We start from the raw sequence: 17,612 nt of genomic DNA, 5'->3' as shown, positions 1-17,612 counted from the left end.
TTATTTAACTAAAGTTGAACCAAAAACGAACGCCCTCACCTTCTTTGTCAATGTTCAACTTCGATTGTAATTGGTTTACAAGTCGGTTCATCAAACGGATTCCCATGGAAGAATGGGTGCGTTCCTCTGTATCTTCGGGAAGGCCAATTCCATTATCGGTATATTCAAAATAGCCTTGGTCCCCATTTTTACGTAGGTGGATATAAATCTTGCCGTTTTCATCATTTTCAGGAAATGCATATTTGAAAGAATTGGAGACCAACTCATTCAAAATCAATCCAAAAGGAATTGCCCTATCAATGTCCAATTCGGTACCTTCAGCATCAATAGTAATGCTGATGTTGTGTCCGCCCTTTTTGTAGACCGACTGCACACTGTTGATGAGACTCTCAATGTAGCCCTGCATCTCAATGACGGACAAATCATCGTTCTGATACAGTTTTTGGTGTATCAATGCCATGGCCTTTACCCTGCTTTTTCCCTCTTCCAATGCCTCAATGGCCGCCTTACTCCTTGTGTTTTTGGTTTGAAGACTCAACAAACTGGAAACCATTTGCAGGTTGTTCTTTACCCTGTGATGGATTTCTTTGAGCAGCGAATCTTTTTCAACCAGAGCATTTTCAATAATGTGCTTTTGTTCAGCGATCAAACGTTGGTTCTTGATACTTTTTAAATAGGCATAGACCAAACCGGCAAAACCGAGCAATGTAAAAATAAGGGAGATAAACACCAGATTGATGCGTTCATCCTTCGCCTTCATTTCACTTCGAGCCAACTCATTGATGCGTTTTTGCTCCTCGATAAGGCGTTGTGAATTTTCCAAGTCTTCATTGGCCACAATGGTCACCAACTGCTGCTTAATGATGGAGGACTGTTTTTGGGCCATGGAATCTTTAATGCGCTCATTGCGCTTGTAGTACATTGCGGAATTCTTGTAATTTTCCACTCTGTCATAATAGGCAGCCAACAAACTGTTTCGCTTTATTACTTGTTGGATTCCAATATTATCAAACTCAATGTCAAGGTTTCGTTTTGCTGCCAAAAAACGGTCCAATTGCAAATTGGCATCTGCCAAATAGAGCGTGTTTTCCACCATCTCACTTTTATGGCTGTTCTTGGATGAGGTGTCCAATACTTCAATGCTACTTTCCAAAAGTGGAATGGCCTGTTCGTATTCGCCCAACATTACATGGCACTTTCCAATGTTCCCTTCAATTTCAGCTTTAAGCAAATCGCTCTCAAAGATTTCGTCTTCGCTTTTTTGAATGGATATGTCGTTGAGATAAACGTCCAAATAAGCTTTTGCTTTCTTCAATTCGCTCAACGCAGTTGGTGCTGAATTATCAAGGCGAAGATAGTTCCCCACTTTGCTGTGATATTTAGCCAGTCCATAAGAATCATTATCGGCAATTGTAGGCTTTACCTCCATGATGTATTGGTTCCTAGCCACCCGGTACAACCCTAGGTTACTGTAGATATCGTAGAAAGAGACGTTGTCTGTAATGCCCAATTCCTTTTTTTGCTTCCTAATTTCTATCTGTTTATCAAATAGTTGCAGGTTGGCATAATTGTCGTCCAAAACATCCAAGACGGCTTTTTGCGAATCCACATCCAAAGAATCCTTAAAGGCATAGAGCTCTTTGGCCAAAGTGGTACTCTTGTCGTACTCACCCAGATCGTTGTAGATCTGGGCCTGCATTACTTGGTATAAGCGTTGCGCAGTTGTATCGTTGCTGGTTTGCGCGTTGGAAAGGTATATTTTGATGGTATCCAACCAGTCGTATGCCGAGTTTTGATTGTATCGGTCAATGGAGTTGAAAAAAACATTGAAACGATCTTTTGGTGCGTTGGTATCCTGGAATTCCTTTAAAACGCTCTGCTCCTCTTCTGACAAGGATTGTGCAGCACCGTTGGAAAGAAAAACAAAACAAAGTATAGTGAATAAAAATCTTACGTAACGTCCCATTAATTTACCATATATAGTACTCCAAGAATCTCTTGAAGATCTATTGGATTGTTTGTGCCCTTTATTTTTATTCCCCTAGGATGATTTCTGCGCTGGATGGATCTATTGATTCAACCTTTGGAATCAACGTATGGGGTATATAAAGAACGTTAGTTTGGCGTCAAAATTAAATCCAAAGGGACAGACTTGTTCAGTATTGTTGTGAAACAGTCTATTTCTGTTGTGAAATGCATCCTGAGGTATGTCAAAGCACCTTTTGTCGATGTTTTGTGCATTTCATGGAATTGGGGAAAGTTTTAAAACCAAAAAAGGCCTTGCTATTAACAAGACCCTTTTACGAGAACACTATATGAAAATGAAAAAATTACTTTCTAATTATTTACACTACTAAAGTAGACCAGACATGCCATAGTGGAAAAACATTGTTGTGAACCTTTCAAAAATTGTGGTCAGTTCGTTAGAAAAGTTTGTGGCATAAAAAAAGTGCCCCTAAAGGCACTCTTATTATTCTTAAAATTCTTTTGTGCTCAACTGTTCATCGACGAAAGGATGAACTCCTTAAAATCCTTGGATATTGGGATCAAGTTGTTGTTGATCATAATATCCTTTGAGTTGATGGCGTCTATATGGTCCACATTCACAATGTAGGATTTGTGCGCTCTATAAAATTTATTCTTTGGCAATTTCTCCAAATAATCCTTGAGCGGGGAACGAACCAGAAACTTTTTGTCGGCCGTGTTCACTTCCAAATACACATTGTCTGCCTTGATGAATTGGATATCGGTAAACTGAATCCTGTAATAGAGATGTTGCTTTTTTACAAAGATGGAATCCTTCAGTACAGAGTTGGATGTAAAGCTTTCGCCTTCTTCCCCATCGGCATCCTTAATTTCACCTTTCTTGTTGTAGTTGAAGTTAGAGAGTGCTATTTCTATAGAGGTGTATAGATCTTGTTGCTCAAAAGGTTTTACCAAATAACCATCAGGTTTTACGGTCTTTGCGTTTTCAACCGTTGCCCTATCCGAGTTTGAGGTCACAAAAATGAAGGGAATGTTATAGGATTCCCTGATATGTTTTCCTAAATCGATACCCGTTTTATCAGAGGCCAAAATAATATCGATCAACACAAGGTCAACATGATTATTTTTCAATACCTCCACGGCTTGTTCATAGACAATGACATTGTCCACTATTTCATAGCCGATTTCTTCCAGCATGGACTGCATGTCATCAGCAATGATGACGTTGTCCTCAACAATTAAAATTTTAATCGGATGTTCCAAGTTGCTTAAAGTTTATTTGGTTGTATATCAAAATTACAAAAAATTATTAATAGCAATATAGAACAATAAAGCGAGTGCAAATGTACTGAGGGCCAATTTTTTAAGTTCACCATCAAGTTCTCCCGGTTCCTGGGTTTTCATTACAGTTACAAGATGAATTAAAATAGGCACAAATGCCAGCATAAAATAGGAGTTGGTCCAACTGGCATTTTCTATCCAGATATAACCCAAAAAACATAGAAAAGCAATGAAAATCAATAGGAAATGATACCATTTTCCATTGGCAAATCCCATTAAGACCACCAAAGTGTTCTTTCCATGCTTTTTATCCGACACAACATCCCTTAAATTGTTCAGGTTGAGTACACCAACACACAACAATCCTATTGCGACAGCGGGAAGCAATGAAACCCAATCCAAGGCCTTGGTATATAAAAACATGCTTCCCAAAACTCCCAGAAGTCCGAAAAAAAGAAAAACAAACACATCGCCAAGGCCCATATACCCATATGCATTGGAACCAATGGTATACTTAAGGGCCGCCCAAATGCTCAGAATCCCTAAAAAGAAAAATAGGAGGATATAGATCAAATTTTCTGTGCCAAAGGCCATATAGATGAGCGTCATGGCCAACAACATGGAAATGATAATGGAAACAATGATTCCCTTTTTTAGAACAGGACGTGACAGCAGGCCACTTTGAAGTGCCCTGGCTGGACCTATTCTATCAGCATTGTCGGTGCCCTTTACTCCATCTCCATAATCATTGGCAAAATTGGAGGTGACTTGAAAACCAATAGTGGTCAATAAGGCCAACACAAAGATGCCAACTTCAAAAAAACCTTGTTTTTTGGCCAAGGCAGTGCCTACAATAATTCCTGATACTGAAAGAGGAAGAGTTCGCAATCTAGCGGCCTGTATCCAGACCTTGATATTTCCCAAGATTAATACGGATCTTCTATTTGAATTCGTTTTCCATCTTGGTAAGAAGCTACAAAAGCATCCTTAAAGCCCATCTGTACCAGTTGTTTTCTAAACGATTGGGCTTCGTCCAAGGTTTCAAAGTTACCCAAAGAGTAGGCATAAAAAGGGTTTGTCTTAACAAAAAGGGTATTGGTCAATGCTTCGGAAGCTAAGGTAACATTGTTGTCCACAAAGGACTTTATCTGTACGGAATAAATTTTTTCTTTGTCCAAAAAGGCTTTGGCCAAGTAGAATTCCCGTACCAAACTAAGCTCTTCATTTTGAGCTTTAAGATTATCAATACGGGTTTTTACCGCATCCAAGCTATCTATGGATACCAAAAGGTGGTTGTTTTGATTTTCAAAAGAATTCTTGCTGCTCAACCCGGCCGTAAAGGAAGTAATGGCCAGAACCCCTATAACGAACAAACCTGTAATGCCCAGTAAAACATTGCGTTGCAGCTTTATTTTTTTGAGATCCTTGTTCTTATATTTAATTTGATCTAAAAGTCTTTCGTTGATAATCTGGGCCTTATCTATATCCTTATGAAGGTCCAACAAATCACTTTCTTCAATAAAAGGCATACGCTAAGTGGTTATAAATTCTTGCAGCAAGCTAAAAGCATAGCTGTCAATAAGTTAAATTGAGTTTATACAAATGTAAAATTTTTGCGCAAAGAAAAAAATTTGGAGGTATGAAATTACTTCTATGCACCCCGTATTGGATAGATTTCAGTTTTAGCCGTTCAGGCCAAGTAAATCCCATCATCCTTAATATTGATTTTTCGCTGGCGGTACAAGATACCCACACCCTTTTTAAATGCTTTTTTGCTCAAATGGAGTTCATTTTGTATTTCTTCTGGGGAAGATTTGTCATGTAGGGGCAGAAAACCATTGTTCTGCTGTAATTTGTCAAATATGATCTTGGCTGTGGGTTCCAGCATTTTGGCTCCAATGGGCTGAGGGGAAACATCAATTTTTTTGTCTTCCCGAACATTTTTGATGTACCCCCTAAATCGGCTTCCTACCGAAACGGGCTTGAACAAGTCACTATCAAAAATGAGGCCTTTGTGCTTTTGATCCACAATCACCTCCCATCCCAATGGGGTTTTTCGGGTTACCAAAACATCCACTTCGTCATTGATTTCATACACCGCATTTTCATTGGACAAAAATTTGTTTATCCTGCTGGAGCCCACCAACCGGAAGGTCTCTTCATCCAAGTAACAGTGCATAATATAATTGTTGCCCTCTTCCATACGTTGGGCTTGTTCCCGAAAGGGCACTAAAAGATGTTTCTCCAAACCCCAATCCATAAAGGCACCAAAATCGGCTACTTCGGCAACTTTTAAAGATGCAAATCCATTTCGCACAATGTAGGGTTTCAACGTAGTGGCAATGGGTCGTTCATTATTATCTAGATAGCAAAACACCTCCATTTCCGCATCAATCTGAAAATCCTCTGGCACATATTTGTTGGGCAGTAGCACCTCTGTGCCCTCCTCATCCCCCAAGAAAAGTCCAACGCTTGTGCTTCGCAATACTTTTAAGATATTATAATCTCCCAATTTTATCATAAGGCAAAGGTAGATTGAAATATGGGTATAAAAAAAGCCATCCAAAAGGATAGCCTTATTTGATTACAAAACCCTATTAATTATAAACGGATTCCTTACCAAAGTACTTGGTCAACATATAATAGATCACGGCACGGTACTTATTCTTGTCGGAACGCCCATAGCCATCAATAATGCTGTTAATGGCTTCCATTAACGCAGGGTTATCGGTCAGTCCCAGTTTTTTGACCAAGAAATTGTTTTTAACGGTTTCCAATTCCTTTTCGTCCGATCCAGAAACCCGGGAAGCATCCAAATTATAAATGGCCGGACCCAGCCCAATGGCTACCTTGGTCAACAGATCCATATCCGGGGCTTTGCCAAATTTATCTTGGATGTCCTCGGCGTACTTTGTGATCAATTCGTCTCGTTTGCTCATGATTGATTGGTGTTGTTTTTGTGATTTATACCTAGCTTCTAAGATATAAAATCGAAGTACCCAAGCAAAATTTTATTGTTCACCAAGCGAGGTGTGCTGATTTCTAAAATTTTGGGCTTGAGGGAAGTAGTATAAAAATTACTTAATCCCTCAGTCAATTCGTCCTCATTATCGGCTTTCAAATATTCCAATCCGTACATCTGTGCCAAATGCTCCGCCGTGAAGTCATGATAGGTCTCAAAAAAGGTGGAAAATTCCGCTGTGTCCTCCTTGCCTGGTAAGATTCTAAAAATCCCTCCACCTGAATTGTTAATGAGAATGATCCTAAAATTAGGACGAATATGGGCATTCCATAACCCATTGCTGTCGTAGAAGAAGCTCAGGTCCCCAGTAATCAACAAAGTGGGTTCCTCTGTATGGATTGATGCACCCACAGCGGTGGACGTGCTGCCATCAATACCACTGGTGCCCCGATTACAGAACACATTTAAAGAAGCACCCATTGGGAACAATTGGGCATAACGCACGGTGGAACTGTTGGCCAAATGCACCTGATACCCTTTGGGTATGTGCCGTATCACCTGGTCAAAAACCGTGAAATCCGAAAATGGAATCTTATCTAAATAAGCTTTCCTCCTAACCTCATAGTGCTTTTTTACTTCTTGCCACCTTATCTTATAATCGCTCTTTTGTGTTTCCGAAGTCAAAACTGCTCCAAAGAAATCATTTGGGTTGGCCTTTACGTGTTTGGAGAGACAAAAGAAGGTGTCATACGCTTTTTTGGGGTCGATATGCCAATGCTCCTTGGGTTGATACTTCCGCAGGAACGCTTTTATTTTCTTGGAAACGATCAATCCGCCAAAGGTGACCAATATATCTGGTTGAAGAGCCTTGAACAACTCTTCCCTGTTTTCAGACTTTTCAATGGGAGCGATGACGCTATCAATGCTTGGGAAAAATTCAGGATGGTGCATGTTGGAAGTTGTTTCCGTAAACACCAAGGTATTTCCATCTTGGGCCAAAGCTTCCAATACTTCTTTCGCTATTGCGTTGGGTTGATTGACTCCTACCAATATCATCTTTGGACCACTGCTTTTCCAAACAGCTGTATAATCCGACCAATCTTCCTCACTGGAATTAATCGGAACATCCGTTTTCTTTTCAGCAATTTGAAGAACTGGTTTTTCCATCACCCCGTACAAGGGTTCCTCAAAAGGAATGTTGATGTGGACCGGAGTACTTTTCCATCGGGCTATTTGCAGGGCGTTTACCAGCTCCCTTTCATTGTATTCCTGAATTTCTTCCTGCGTTTCTATTAAAAGGGACTTTCCCCATTTTGAAACAGTTTCGGACGCATGTGAAATATCCTGCTTCAAATTGGCCGAGTACCCAATGTGCTTTTCCAGCACATTTTCCTGTCTGATGGTCTGTCCATCTCCAATGTCAATTCGGTAACTGGGTCTATCAGCAGACACCACAATCAAGGGAATATCACTATAAAATGCCTCGGCCACGGCGGGATAATAATTCAAGAGCGCACTTCCCGATGTACAAACCACAGCAACAGGCTCTTGTAACTGCTGGGCCATTCCCAAAGCAAAAAAGGCTGCACACCGTTCATCTACAATGCTATAACAACTAAAAAAGGAATTCTTGGTAAAACCAATGGTCAAGGGAGCGTTCCTTGAACCGGGAGAAATTACAATATGCTTAACCCCTCTGGACTTAAAGTACAGCACCAATGTCTGGGCCGAGGGAATATCTGAGTACATCATGGAGCACAAAAATACATTCCTAAACCGTATTCCCCTAAATTAAGAAACATCAAATTACAGTATGTTCAGCATGGTCTTGCTTTTGTTCTGAGTCTCAACCCATTCACTTTCCGGATTGGAGGCCAATGTGATTCCACCACCCATAAAAATGGTGGCTTTGTTCCCCTTCAGTTCCATGCACCTAAGGTTAACAAACAGTGAGGTCTCCTCTGTTTCATTCAGATTTAGTTCGCCCAAAAAACCAGTGTAAAAATTTCGGTTGTAATTCTCATTTTTCAAGATGAAGGATTTTGCCGCTTGGGTTGGGATTCCACAGACCGCAGGGGTGGGATGCAATGCCTTAATTACTTTTTTAATCCCATTTTCACTGGATAAGATTCCCGTTATCCCTGATTGCAAATGCCACAGGTTCCCAGCCCTGACGGCTTTCGCTTCACCAATATGAAGTGCTGACACAACTGGTCCCAACCGTTCTTGAATGTAGTCTGAAACCATTTGCTGCTCCTCAACTTCCTTTAATCCCCATTGAGGAGTTGTATCCCCGGTAAAAGGCAAGGTGGCCGCTAAGGACATGGTGCGCAATTGATTGGTTTTGACTTCCACCAAGGTCTCAGGTGTGGCTCCACACCAAGTTCCAACTTTAGGATGGTGGAATAGATAGCAAAAGGCGTTGGGGTAATGGTTCAGGAGGTTTTGAAATATTTTGGGTGGAGTGGACGAAACTTCAGCCCCCAGTTTTCGGGACAGCACTACTTTTTTAAGATGACCTTTTTCTATTTCAGAAATCCCTTTTTTTATCAAACCAATATGGACATCTTTTCCTTCATCTGAAAATTTAATAGAGCTATTTTCAGGTTTGATTTCGATTTCAACCAATGCCGAGAGCACTTCATCGGGTTGAATCAAAACAGCATTATCCTTTAAATCGAACGGTGCAAAAACAAAACCCTTCTCTTCAAAATCAATGGTGGTATGAAGCGAATCATCTTTCTGAAAAACAACGGTCACCTCTTCTTTTTTAGGCTTTCGATAAGCTGCAAAGGGCAAGCCTTTTTCAAGGCATGCATGAATCTTGTGAAGAATGTCTTGAAACTCCTTATTTTCTGGGTAGGGCAATGGTGGTCAGTTTACAGTTGGAAATCAGTTTTCCGTCCTCATCGGTAATCTTTATCTCCCAAAGTTGGGTTGTCTTGCCCTTGTGCAAGATGGATGCTCGCGCATACACAAAACCCTCTTTGATGGACTTTACATGGTTTGCGGAAATTTCGATGCCCCTCACAAAAAATTCCTTTGCATTTAAAAAGATGTACGAAGCGGCACTTCCCACACTTTCGGCCAACGCCACGGAGGCTCCCCCGTGCAGCACGCCATCAGGCTGATGTACCTTAGGGGTTACAGGCATTCGGGCCAGTAAAAAGTTCTCCCCCACATCAATATAGGTAATGTCCAAGGTTTCCATCAATGTCCCTTTGCAAATTTCGTTGCAAACTGAGAGAATCTTCTCTTTGTGTGCTTCCATCCTTCTATTTTTTGTAAAATTACACAAAGCTAAAGCAATCGAACAACCCAGAAAGGACTTTATGGCCCCAACTGAAAAGACAGTACGCTACACCGCCCAGAATACGTATTTAACGCAAAATCCTATCACGCAGAAAACCAAGAATGTATGGTTGGTTTTTCATGGCATTGGTTATTTGAGCCGCTATTTTGTAAAATATTTTGAAGGTCTTAACCCAGATGAGAATCACATTATTGTTCCCCAGGCTCCCTCAAAATACTATTTAAAAAATGAGTACAAATATGTTGGTGCAAGTTGGTTGACCAAGGAAAATAGGCACATGGAAATTGACAATGTGCTCAACTATGTGGATGCAGTTTTTGATTCGGAACAAATCCCATCAGATGTAAACCTGATTCTTTTTGGATTTTCCCAAGGGGTTTCCATTGCAACCCGCTGGTTGGTTCACAGAAAAATACAAGTCAAGGCTTTGATTCTCTATGCGGGAGGCATCCCCAATGAGTTAAAAAAGGAAGATTTTAGTTTTCTGGATTTGGAAAACACAACGATAAAAATCATCTATGGAGATACGGACGAATTTCTTACCCCAGAACGATTAAAGGTAGAAAAAGTAAAAATTGATGCACTTTTCCAAGGCAAAGCGGAAGTTACAACTTTTAAAGGCGGACATGAGGTGAAACCAGAGATTATTGCTGGAGTGATTTAGACCAAGTGCTATCTCCCTTCGTTAGGTCCTGTGGCATCGTCTTCTTCTGAATAGTATTTGATCACACGTGTAGTGTAGGTATTGCCAGGTGTGATAATTTTCTTGACCCAATTCTTTTCGCCGTGACTGTCAAATTGAAAAATATAGGATTCCACGGATTCGGTGTTTACCGTTTTTGTGACAACTTTGTCCAAAACCCCATTGGTGTAGTAATAAAACAATTTCTTTTGGGCCACAAATTCCTTTTCATCCATATCATATTGAAAAAACTCACTGGTGACCAAATCATTTGATGAATTAAAAACTTCCTCCAGAGCCCTGTTGGGTTCTCCATCAATATACTCCTTGGTCAAAACTACCTTTTGTGTTCCTTTGGAACTTTTACGTTCTGAAGTTCGTATGGTCTTTTCTAGGATGCCATTGGTAAAAATACTGGTGGTAAGCTCATTTTTATAGGGTGTGTATTCAAAAGTGGTCTCATCCACCCCTTCTGAATTGGAGGTGATGATCTTGGATAATCTACCTTCATCACCATACAAATATTCCTGTTGCTCCAGAAATTCCTTGTCGTATGAAATGATTTTTTCCAAGACTTTTCTTTGGGGCACGGTGTCAATCTCATAAAAATTTGCCATTGAGGTTGATGCGTCCAGCACATTGTTCTTGTAGCTCTCCATACGTCTTTCCACAAGCTCACCATTGTTGTACTTGTAGTAGGTGATATCTTGATCGGTATCGTTGTACTGGGTCACCGTTTTGGTCAAAATACCTTCTTTATTGAACTCAAACGATTCCCGGCCATAATCTGTAATGACCAAGCACGATTTTACCTTTCCATTAAGGTCAAAATCCTGCACTGTGAAAATCTGTACTTCTTGGGAGCGAAGTCCGGAAATCAGAAACAAACAAAAAAAGAAATATATGACGTAGTTTTTTATCATGCTGTAAAATTACTTCGAATTCAGGCAACTAAAAAATTTACTGCATACACTATACCAAAATTAACCTAAAGAAAACAAGGTGATTAAAACTTACGATCGGGACTGAATGGGGATAAGTCCATAGCTGTTTTTTGGCCAGAGATCAACTCCGTGACCATTTTCCCTGTGCCGGGTCCCAGACTCCAGCCCATCATGGCATGTCCGGTGGCAATGGTCAAGTTTTTATAGCCCTTGGGCCTTCCAATATAAGGTAGCCCATCTGGTGATACGGGACGTAATCCACATTGTGCATTGCTTTTATCCTCATCGGAAATCTTGAGTCCTTTATAATAGTGTTCCGCTCCTTTGGCTATAGCTTCCACCCTTTCCTTCCGGATGATGTCATTGATGCCTGAAAACTCCATGGTGCCAGCAAAACGGGTAAACCCTTGCATAGGTGTAACCGCCATTTTGGCTTCCATTAAGATGGCGGGCATTGATATTTTGGTGGGCGATTCCACATTAATGCGGTATCCTTTTCCCGCTTGTAACGGCAAATCAATGTCAATTTTTTTTGAAAGATTTGAAGTCCACGATCCAGCGGCAAAAACAACTTCATCTGCTTGATAGCTGGCTTTGTTGGTACGTATTTCGGATACAACACCATCTTTAACATCCAAATCCACAACTTCTTCGCCTTTGTGGATGCTTACGCCATTTTTGGCAAGGTGCTCCAAAAGCTTTGTCATGATTTGGGGAGGGGTAGTATGCCGGTCACATTGGTAATGTATGGCCCCCATTGCGTTGAGTTCAATATGGGGTTCAACTTTTTTCAACCCATCTGCTTCCAAATGGCTGGCCTCCAACCCCATTTCCTGGGCCTTTTTCATCACCTCCAACTCATGATCTCGTGCCTGTTCGGTCTGATAGAGCATAAGCAATCCTTTGTCATCCAAATGAAAATCCCCTAAATCACCAGAAGCTTTCATGTCTTCATATAGCTTCCGGCTGATCAGATTAATGCCCTTGATAATGGGCATGGCCCGCTCCACTTTGGCTTTGGTTGAGGATTTTTTAAAATACCAGGCCCATTTAATAAAGTCAAAATCCAATCTGGGTTTCATATAAAACGGACTGGAGGAATTGAACATGTATTTGATTCCTTTTGAAATCATTCCCGGAGCAGCCAAGGGTACAATATGACTGGGGGTTAAATATCCTGCATTGACAAAAGAGGCTCCTGAGGAAATATCGGACTTGTCCAAAACCGTTACCTGATGGCCTTCTTTCTGTAAAAAATATGCAGTTGAGAGTCCAACAATTCCCCCGCCAACAACAATCACATTCTTATTTTTGCCCATACCCTATCTGTCCTTATTAAAATTAAGTACTCAGTTTTCCGGCAAATTTAGAACCTAAATAATTTCTACGGATAGAAGTTTGCCCAAATTTTTAATGATTATGGGGAATCCCAACTATAGATGAATTTAAACCTTTACCTTGGCATGGACCAAACCTTCAATATTGGGTCTTGTTCGCATGCCTTCTTCGATGATGGCCTTTACCCGTTCCCTTTCTTTGCCCTGTAGGGGCATTCTGGGCAAACGAACATATTCAGTGCCAATTCCAGTTGCTACTTCGGCCAGTTTTATGTTCTGTACCAATTGCGGGCTAATGTCCAATTCCAACAACGGCATAAACCATCTGTAAATGGCTGTGGCTTCTTTTATCTTGCCAGCTTTCACCAATTCGTAAATGGCAACGGTCTCTCTTGGAAAAGCACATACCAGACCGGCCACCCAGCCATCAGCTCCCATTAACATGCTCTCCATGGCCAAGGTGTCCACACCACATAAAATCTTCAATCGGTCACCAAATTGGTTTCGCATTCGTGTAACATTGGTAATATCCCGAGCAGAATCTTTTACCGCCTGAATATTATCATGCGCTATCAATTCCCCAAACATATCTAAAGTCACCTCTATTTTGTAATCCACTGGATTATTGTAGATCATCATGGGCAAGGACGTATTTTGGGCTACAGCCTTAAAATAAGCGACGGTTTCATAATCTGTCGATTTATAGCGCATGGGCGGTAAAATCATTATTCCTTTTGCCCCGTATTTTTCGGCTTGTTCAGCGGCAAGAATTGCATCTTTAGTAGTCTGCTCTGCAATATTGATCACCACGGGAACCTTACCTTCCACCAAGTCCACCGTATGCTGGACCAAAATTCGTTTTTCATCTTGGGTCAGCGTACTTGCTTCTCCTAAGGTCCCCCCCAGTATTATGGCATGTACCCCTGCATCAACCTGGGCTTTGATGTTTGTGGAGAACATATCAATATCCAACTGATCTTCTTTGTTGAATTTAGTCGTTACTGCCGGCATTACCCCGGCCCAATTCATTTTCATCTATGGCGTGTTTATTAAGAAGTGCTCAATATACACATTCACTTGAAAAGTCAATAAATTTTTTTATCAATCTTTTGAGTATTTTTGGAAAATTTTGATAAAATATTCCATTATGAACAAATTTGCCTTGCTTGTTTTGGGCTTTCTTTTTTCCTGTAATTCTTCTCAAAAAACAGTATCAGAAACCCCAAAATCACTAGTAGAGACAGACCCGGTCATCTACGCGCAAACCATCACCCAAGAGGATTTAAAGGAGCATTTATACACCTATGCATCAGATGAGTTTGAAGGCCGGGAAACAGGAGAACCGGGGCAAAAAAAGGCCGTGGAATATCTAAAGGAACAATATAAGGCCTTAGCTATACCAGCTGCCAAAGAAGATGGGGATTATTTTCAGAAAGTACCCTTGGAAGTGGCAAAGGTTCCCGAAGGAAACATCAATATCAACAACGCAACTTTTGAGCTTGGGGAGGATATATTGGCATTTACCCAGGCCCAAGGCAACTATAGCGAAGTAGTATATCTGGGGTATGGTATTGAAGCGGATGAGTATTCGGATTATGAGGGCTTGGACGTGAACGGAAAAGTAGTGCTCATCAAATCTGGAGAACCCATGAGTGCAGATGGCATTTATGTACTCTCAGGAACTTCCAAAAAATCGGCTTGGAGCAATATGTCCGAAGCCATGGAGAAAAAAGCTACTCTTGCCATGGAAAAAGGGGCCAAAGGTATTTTGTACTGGGATTCCCTAAATTTCCCACGGTACAAAGGGTATTTTGAGTTTATGAAAACCAACAACAGTGGAAAAATGGAGTTGGCAGAAAACAGTACCGACAATTTTATTGTAATTCTTAATGAAACCAGCGCAATAGCGTTCAAAGATGATATTGAAAGTGACCATGTCCCAAAAACAATTTCGGTGGACCTGAAGTTGAACATTGCCAGCGGAAATGATAAAATAGATTCGGAGAATGTGGTCGCTTTTATAAAAGGAACTGAAAAGCCAAATGAGTATTTGGTCATTTCCTCCCATTTGGACCATATCGGGGTGAATGCCAATGGGGATATCAACAATGGCGCTGACGATGATGGCTCCGGAACGGTGGCCCTACTTGAAATTGCAGAGGCTTTTAAAAAAGCTGTCGATGCTGGAGATGGCCCCAAACGTTCCGTAGTTTTTCTCCATGTTACCGGGGAGGAAAAAGGACTCTTGGGGTCTAGATATTATACCGATGTAGACCCTATTTTCCCTTTGTCCCAAACCGTTGCCAACCTTAATATTGATATGATCGGGCGCATTGACCCCAAACGGAGTGGAAATAGAAATTACGTATACCTTATTGGCTCCGATAAATTGAGCACGGAACTCCATAATCTTTCAGAAGAAATCAATGCCAAATATGCCAATTTGGAGTTGGACTATACGTACAATGATGAGAATGACCCCAATCGGTTTTATTACCGCAGCGACCATTACAATTTTGCCAAGAACAACATTCCCATCATCTTCTATTTTAATGGCACCCATGCAGACTATCACCGTCCTGGTGATACCCCGGATAAAATAAACTATGATCTATTGGAAAACCGCACACGCTTAATTTTTCACACCGCTTGGGAAGTGGCCAACCGACCTGAAAAGGTTTTAGTGGATAAAGTTGCGGATTGAAAAGCTAAGGAATTATTAAGAAAAAGCCCCACTGTTGAGGGCTTTTTTTATTGGAAACAACACTCAAGGAACCATCTTCATTTGGCGGGTAAATTCAGGTTTTAGCCCTGAAACCCCATCAATTTTAATCTCCCAATTGCTTCATATATGGGTTAGGTCAAGCCAAAGACAGCATCCATCAATTAAGGTGGCCAGAGGGAGTTATCCAACTCTACTTTTAGGGAAATATTAACCTCTTTAAAAGTACAATCTCATGAGAAAAAACAATTATTTTGGCTTGATTGCCATGAGTATGGGCCTTGGTTTTATAACACTGGTGGCTTGTAGCAAAGATGATGGCTGCGAAACCAAAGCCTATTATTTGGACAAGGACATGGACAATTATGGTATTACAAGGCCCACAATGGCCTGTAAACCACCAGTCGCTACTGTGGGACAATATGTAACCCAAAGCGGCGACACCAATGATAATGACCCAAACATTAATCCTGGGTGTGATTTGGTGTTTTATTTGGATGAGGACAACGATGGTTTTGGTGTTGGAGAACCGTTGACATTCTGCGAAAATCCAGATGAGGACATATACACCGATTTTGATGATGCCTTTGACTGTGATGATACCGATCCCAACATCAATCCAGATGTCTTTACTATCTATTACCCAGATAATGACGGTGACGGCCATGGTGACTTAAATGGAGAAACGGTCTCCATATCAGGGTGTAATGAAATTCCCGAAGGATACGTTGCCAATAATACGGATTGTGATGATGAAAATACGAAGGCTTATCCCGGTGCTGAAGATATTACGTATTACCTCGACACGGATGGCGATGGATATGGTAGTGATTCTAAATTTGATGTACTAAGTGCCTGTGATCCCGCCCCTGAATATAACTACTCCTTACAAGGCGGTGATTGCAACGATAATGACCCCGGTATCAACCCTGATATATTAAACGTAACGTATTATGAAGATAGTGATGGGGATGGCTATGGAGATCCCAATGGAGCAACTACGTTGGGTTCTGCTTGTGTGTCACCAACTGGTTATGCTGATAATAACATGGACTGTAACGACAGCGATGTGAATATAAATCCGGGTGTAGAATTGACATACTACAGAGATGCAGATGACGATGGGTATGGAAAGGACTCAGAAACTCTGATGATAAGTACATGTGATTCACCCCCTGCCTTATATGCATTAGAAGGAGGAGACTGTAATGATGCCTCTAAAGGCATAAATCCAGGTGTGGACGAAATTCCAAATAATCAGGTTGACGAAAACTGCGACGGGGTAATAGAGTAAAATCACCACGTTCTACCCACCACCAATCATTACCAACCAACCTAAAAAAAGGCCTTGGAGAAATCTAAGGCTTTTTTTATTCCATTAAGCGATGGTTCCTATCACTCCAAAAACAAAAATCCCGACCAAAAACCTTGATCGGGACTCTTTTAAACTTCAGGGTGGAAGACCGGGTTCGAACCGGCGACCTCTGGAACCACAATTTTTTGGTAATTGATGAATCAAAACCAATTCATTGTAATTCAACAAGTTAAAATATTTTATTTGATCCATTATATGGCTTTGTATACTCGTCTATATGCCCAGTAGAATTTTAATAAGACTGAATATATTGAAAAAAGCCTTGTTTAGAGCAATATCATGAATTACATATTGGAGGCAAAAAGAACCATTCAGTTTTAATTTAAAATTAATATTTCATTTTTCACAATAAACAATAACATTGCTAAATTTACCCTATTCAAATGAATCGGAGTTATTTTGATTTTCGTGGAATAAATAGATATACAGTAATTGCTTGAATTATTATAACTTAACCCTTATCCTTAAACAATGGAAAGCATTGACTACACTTCATACAGAACAACAAAAAACAAGTTATATTCCATGATAAAGCCTTTTGATTATAGGGCTTTTATCAAAATCATAAACCCCATTGTTTGCGAAAACAGAGGACTGGAGATGGATTCTGCGAAATGGGCCATTAAGCTGCAAAGTGTTGAAGTGATTCAGTTTTTGAACCAGATAGGATTGCCACTTATTGATTTTGGTGAGAATATCCAGATTAGTGGGCAGCAGATTTCAAAGAAACAAATAAAGCAGATGATTCCAGAAGTCACAAACACGGAGATAGAAAAAGTACTTAATCCCATCCTGGAAAAAAGAATCTTTTCTGTGTCTGATCCAAAATGGGCAAGGTATGTTTCTTTAGATGAGTTACGGACATTCCTATTTATAATTGGCGAGACTATCCAAAGGCCTATACACAAAGTAGTGGAGTTGATTTAGCCTCTATCAAAACCTTTTGGTGACTTGGCCCATGCAATAACCAATACAAAAAAACTTTTTGACGATAAGTTAATTGAAATAGT

16 protein-coding genes are annotated in these 17,612 nt (G+C 40.6%); 4 read left to right on the top strand and 12 right to left on the bottom strand.

Going from position 1 to position 17,612, the window contains the following annotated elements; genetic code table 11:
* Positions 1-4 precede the first annotated feature (4 nt).
* The 9 genes from FG28_RS15930 to FG28_RS15890 form a co-directional block, all read right to left on the bottom strand.
* Positions 5-1,966 (bottom strand): sensor histidine kinase, encoded by a 1,962-nt coding sequence (locus FG28_RS15930; protein ID WP_036384514.1) that lies wholly within the window; start codon positions 1,964-1,966, stop codon positions 5-7.
* A gap of 527 nt (positions 1,967-2,493) precedes the next feature.
* On the bottom strand, positions 2,494-3,249 hold the full coding sequence (locus FG28_RS15925) for a LytTR family DNA-binding domain-containing protein (protein WP_036384511.1): 756 nt from the start codon (positions 3,247-3,249) through the stop codon (positions 2,494-2,496).
* A 33-nt stretch (positions 3,250-3,282) separates the two neighbouring features.
* Positions 3,283-4,191, bottom strand: a complete 909-nt coding sequence (gene menA, locus FG28_RS15920; RefSeq protein ID WP_036384509.1) for a 1,4-dihydroxy-2-naphthoate octaprenyltransferase — start codon at positions 4,189-4,191, stop codon at positions 3,283-3,285.
* Between the two features lie 2 nt (positions 4,192-4,193).
* Positions 4,194-4,796 (bottom strand): SPOR domain-containing protein, encoded by a 603-nt coding sequence (locus tag FG28_RS15915; protein WP_036384507.1) that lies wholly within the window; start codon positions 4,794-4,796, stop codon positions 4,194-4,196.
* 161 nt (positions 4,797-4,957) lie between these two features.
* Positions 4,958-5,788, bottom strand: coding sequence for a S1 RNA-binding domain-containing protein (locus tag FG28_RS15910; RefSeq protein ID WP_036384505.1), 831 nt, complete (start codon positions 5,786-5,788; stop codon positions 4,958-4,960).
* A 76-nt stretch (positions 5,789-5,864) separates the two neighbouring features.
* Positions 5,865-6,206, bottom strand: coding sequence for a DUF2853 family protein (locus FG28_RS15905; RefSeq protein ID WP_036384503.1), 342 nt, complete (start codon positions 6,204-6,206; stop codon positions 5,865-5,867).
* Positions 6,207-6,244: 38 nt separating this feature from the next.
* A complete protein-coding gene (gene menD / locus FG28_RS15900) occupies positions 6,245-7,981 on the bottom strand; it encodes a 2-succinyl-5-enolpyruvyl-6-hydroxy-3-cyclohexene-1-carboxylic-acid synthase (RefSeq protein ID WP_036384500.1) in 1,737 nt (578 codons plus the stop codon).
* Positions 7,982-8,035: 54 nt separating this feature from the next.
* Complete coding sequence (locus FG28_RS15895) at positions 8,036-9,097, bottom strand: chorismate-binding protein (protein ID WP_051947412.1); 1,062 nt, start codon at positions 9,095-9,097, stop codon at positions 8,036-8,038.
* Positions 9,078-9,500 carry a PaaI family thioesterase gene (locus FG28_RS15890; RefSeq protein ID WP_036384498.1) on the bottom strand — a complete coding sequence of 141 codons (423 nt, stop codon included), beginning with the start codon at positions 9,498-9,500 and terminating at the stop codon, positions 9,078-9,080. Before FG28_RS15890 ends, FG28_RS15895 begins: the two co-directional genes overlap by 20 nt.
* Positions 9,501-9,561: 61 nt before the next feature.
* Between FG28_RS15890 and FG28_RS15885 the strand changes: the two genes are divergently transcribed.
* The gene (locus FG28_RS15885) at positions 9,562-10,206 is read left to right on the top strand and encodes an alpha/beta hydrolase (protein ID WP_036386743.1); all 645 of its coding nucleotides are present in this window, start codon (positions 9,562-9,564) and stop codon (positions 10,204-10,206) included.
* A gap of 8 nt (positions 10,207-10,214) precedes the next feature.
* Here the strand turns inward: FG28_RS15885 and FG28_RS15880 are convergent, their stop codons facing one another.
* The 3 genes from FG28_RS15880 to FG28_RS15870 form a co-directional block, all read right to left on the bottom strand.
* On the bottom strand, positions 10,215-11,147 hold the full coding sequence (locus tag FG28_RS15880; protein WP_036384496.1) for a hypothetical protein: 933 nt from the start codon (positions 11,145-11,147) through the stop codon (positions 10,215-10,217).
* 83 nt (positions 11,148-11,230) lie between these two features.
* Complete coding sequence (locus FG28_RS15875) at positions 11,231-12,487, bottom strand: FAD-binding oxidoreductase (RefSeq protein WP_036384495.1); 1,257 nt, start codon at positions 12,485-12,487, stop codon at positions 11,231-11,233.
* Between the two features lie 126 nt (positions 12,488-12,613).
* Complete coding sequence (locus FG28_RS15870; RefSeq protein ID WP_036384492.1) at positions 12,614-13,540, bottom strand: dihydrodipicolinate synthase family protein; 927 nt, start codon at positions 13,538-13,540, stop codon at positions 12,614-12,616.
* A 112-nt stretch (positions 13,541-13,652) separates the two neighbouring features.
* On the opposite strand from FG28_RS15870, the gene FG28_RS15865 reads away from it, so the two are divergent.
* The 3 genes from FG28_RS15865 to FG28_RS15855 all read left to right on the top strand — a co-directional run bounded on the left by FG28_RS15865 (position 13,653) and on the right by FG28_RS15855 (position 17,529).
* Positions 13,653-15,209 carry a M28 family peptidase gene (locus FG28_RS15865; protein ID WP_036384490.1) on the top strand — a complete coding sequence of 519 codons (1,557 nt, stop codon included), beginning with the start codon at positions 13,653-13,655 and terminating at the stop codon, positions 15,207-15,209.
* A 253-nt stretch (positions 15,210-15,462) separates the two neighbouring features.
* Positions 15,463-16,521 (top strand): MopE-related protein, encoded by a 1,059-nt coding sequence (locus FG28_RS15860; RefSeq protein WP_036384488.1) that lies wholly within the window; start codon positions 15,463-15,465, stop codon positions 16,519-16,521.
* 606 nt (positions 16,522-17,127) lie between these two features.
* A complete protein-coding gene (locus FG28_RS15855; RefSeq protein WP_156102302.1) occupies positions 17,128-17,529 on the top strand; it encodes a hypothetical protein in 402 nt (133 codons plus the stop codon).
* The last annotated feature ends 83 nt before the right edge of the window (positions 17,530-17,612 follow it).

This window comes from Muricauda sp. MAR_2010_75 (assembly GCF_000745185.1).
Lineage (GTDB): Bacteria > Bacteroidota > Bacteroidia > Flavobacteriales > Flavobacteriaceae > Flagellimonas.
Note: the sequence above shows the minus strand (reverse complement) of the source record. Positions and strands in the feature narration are given on the sequence as shown.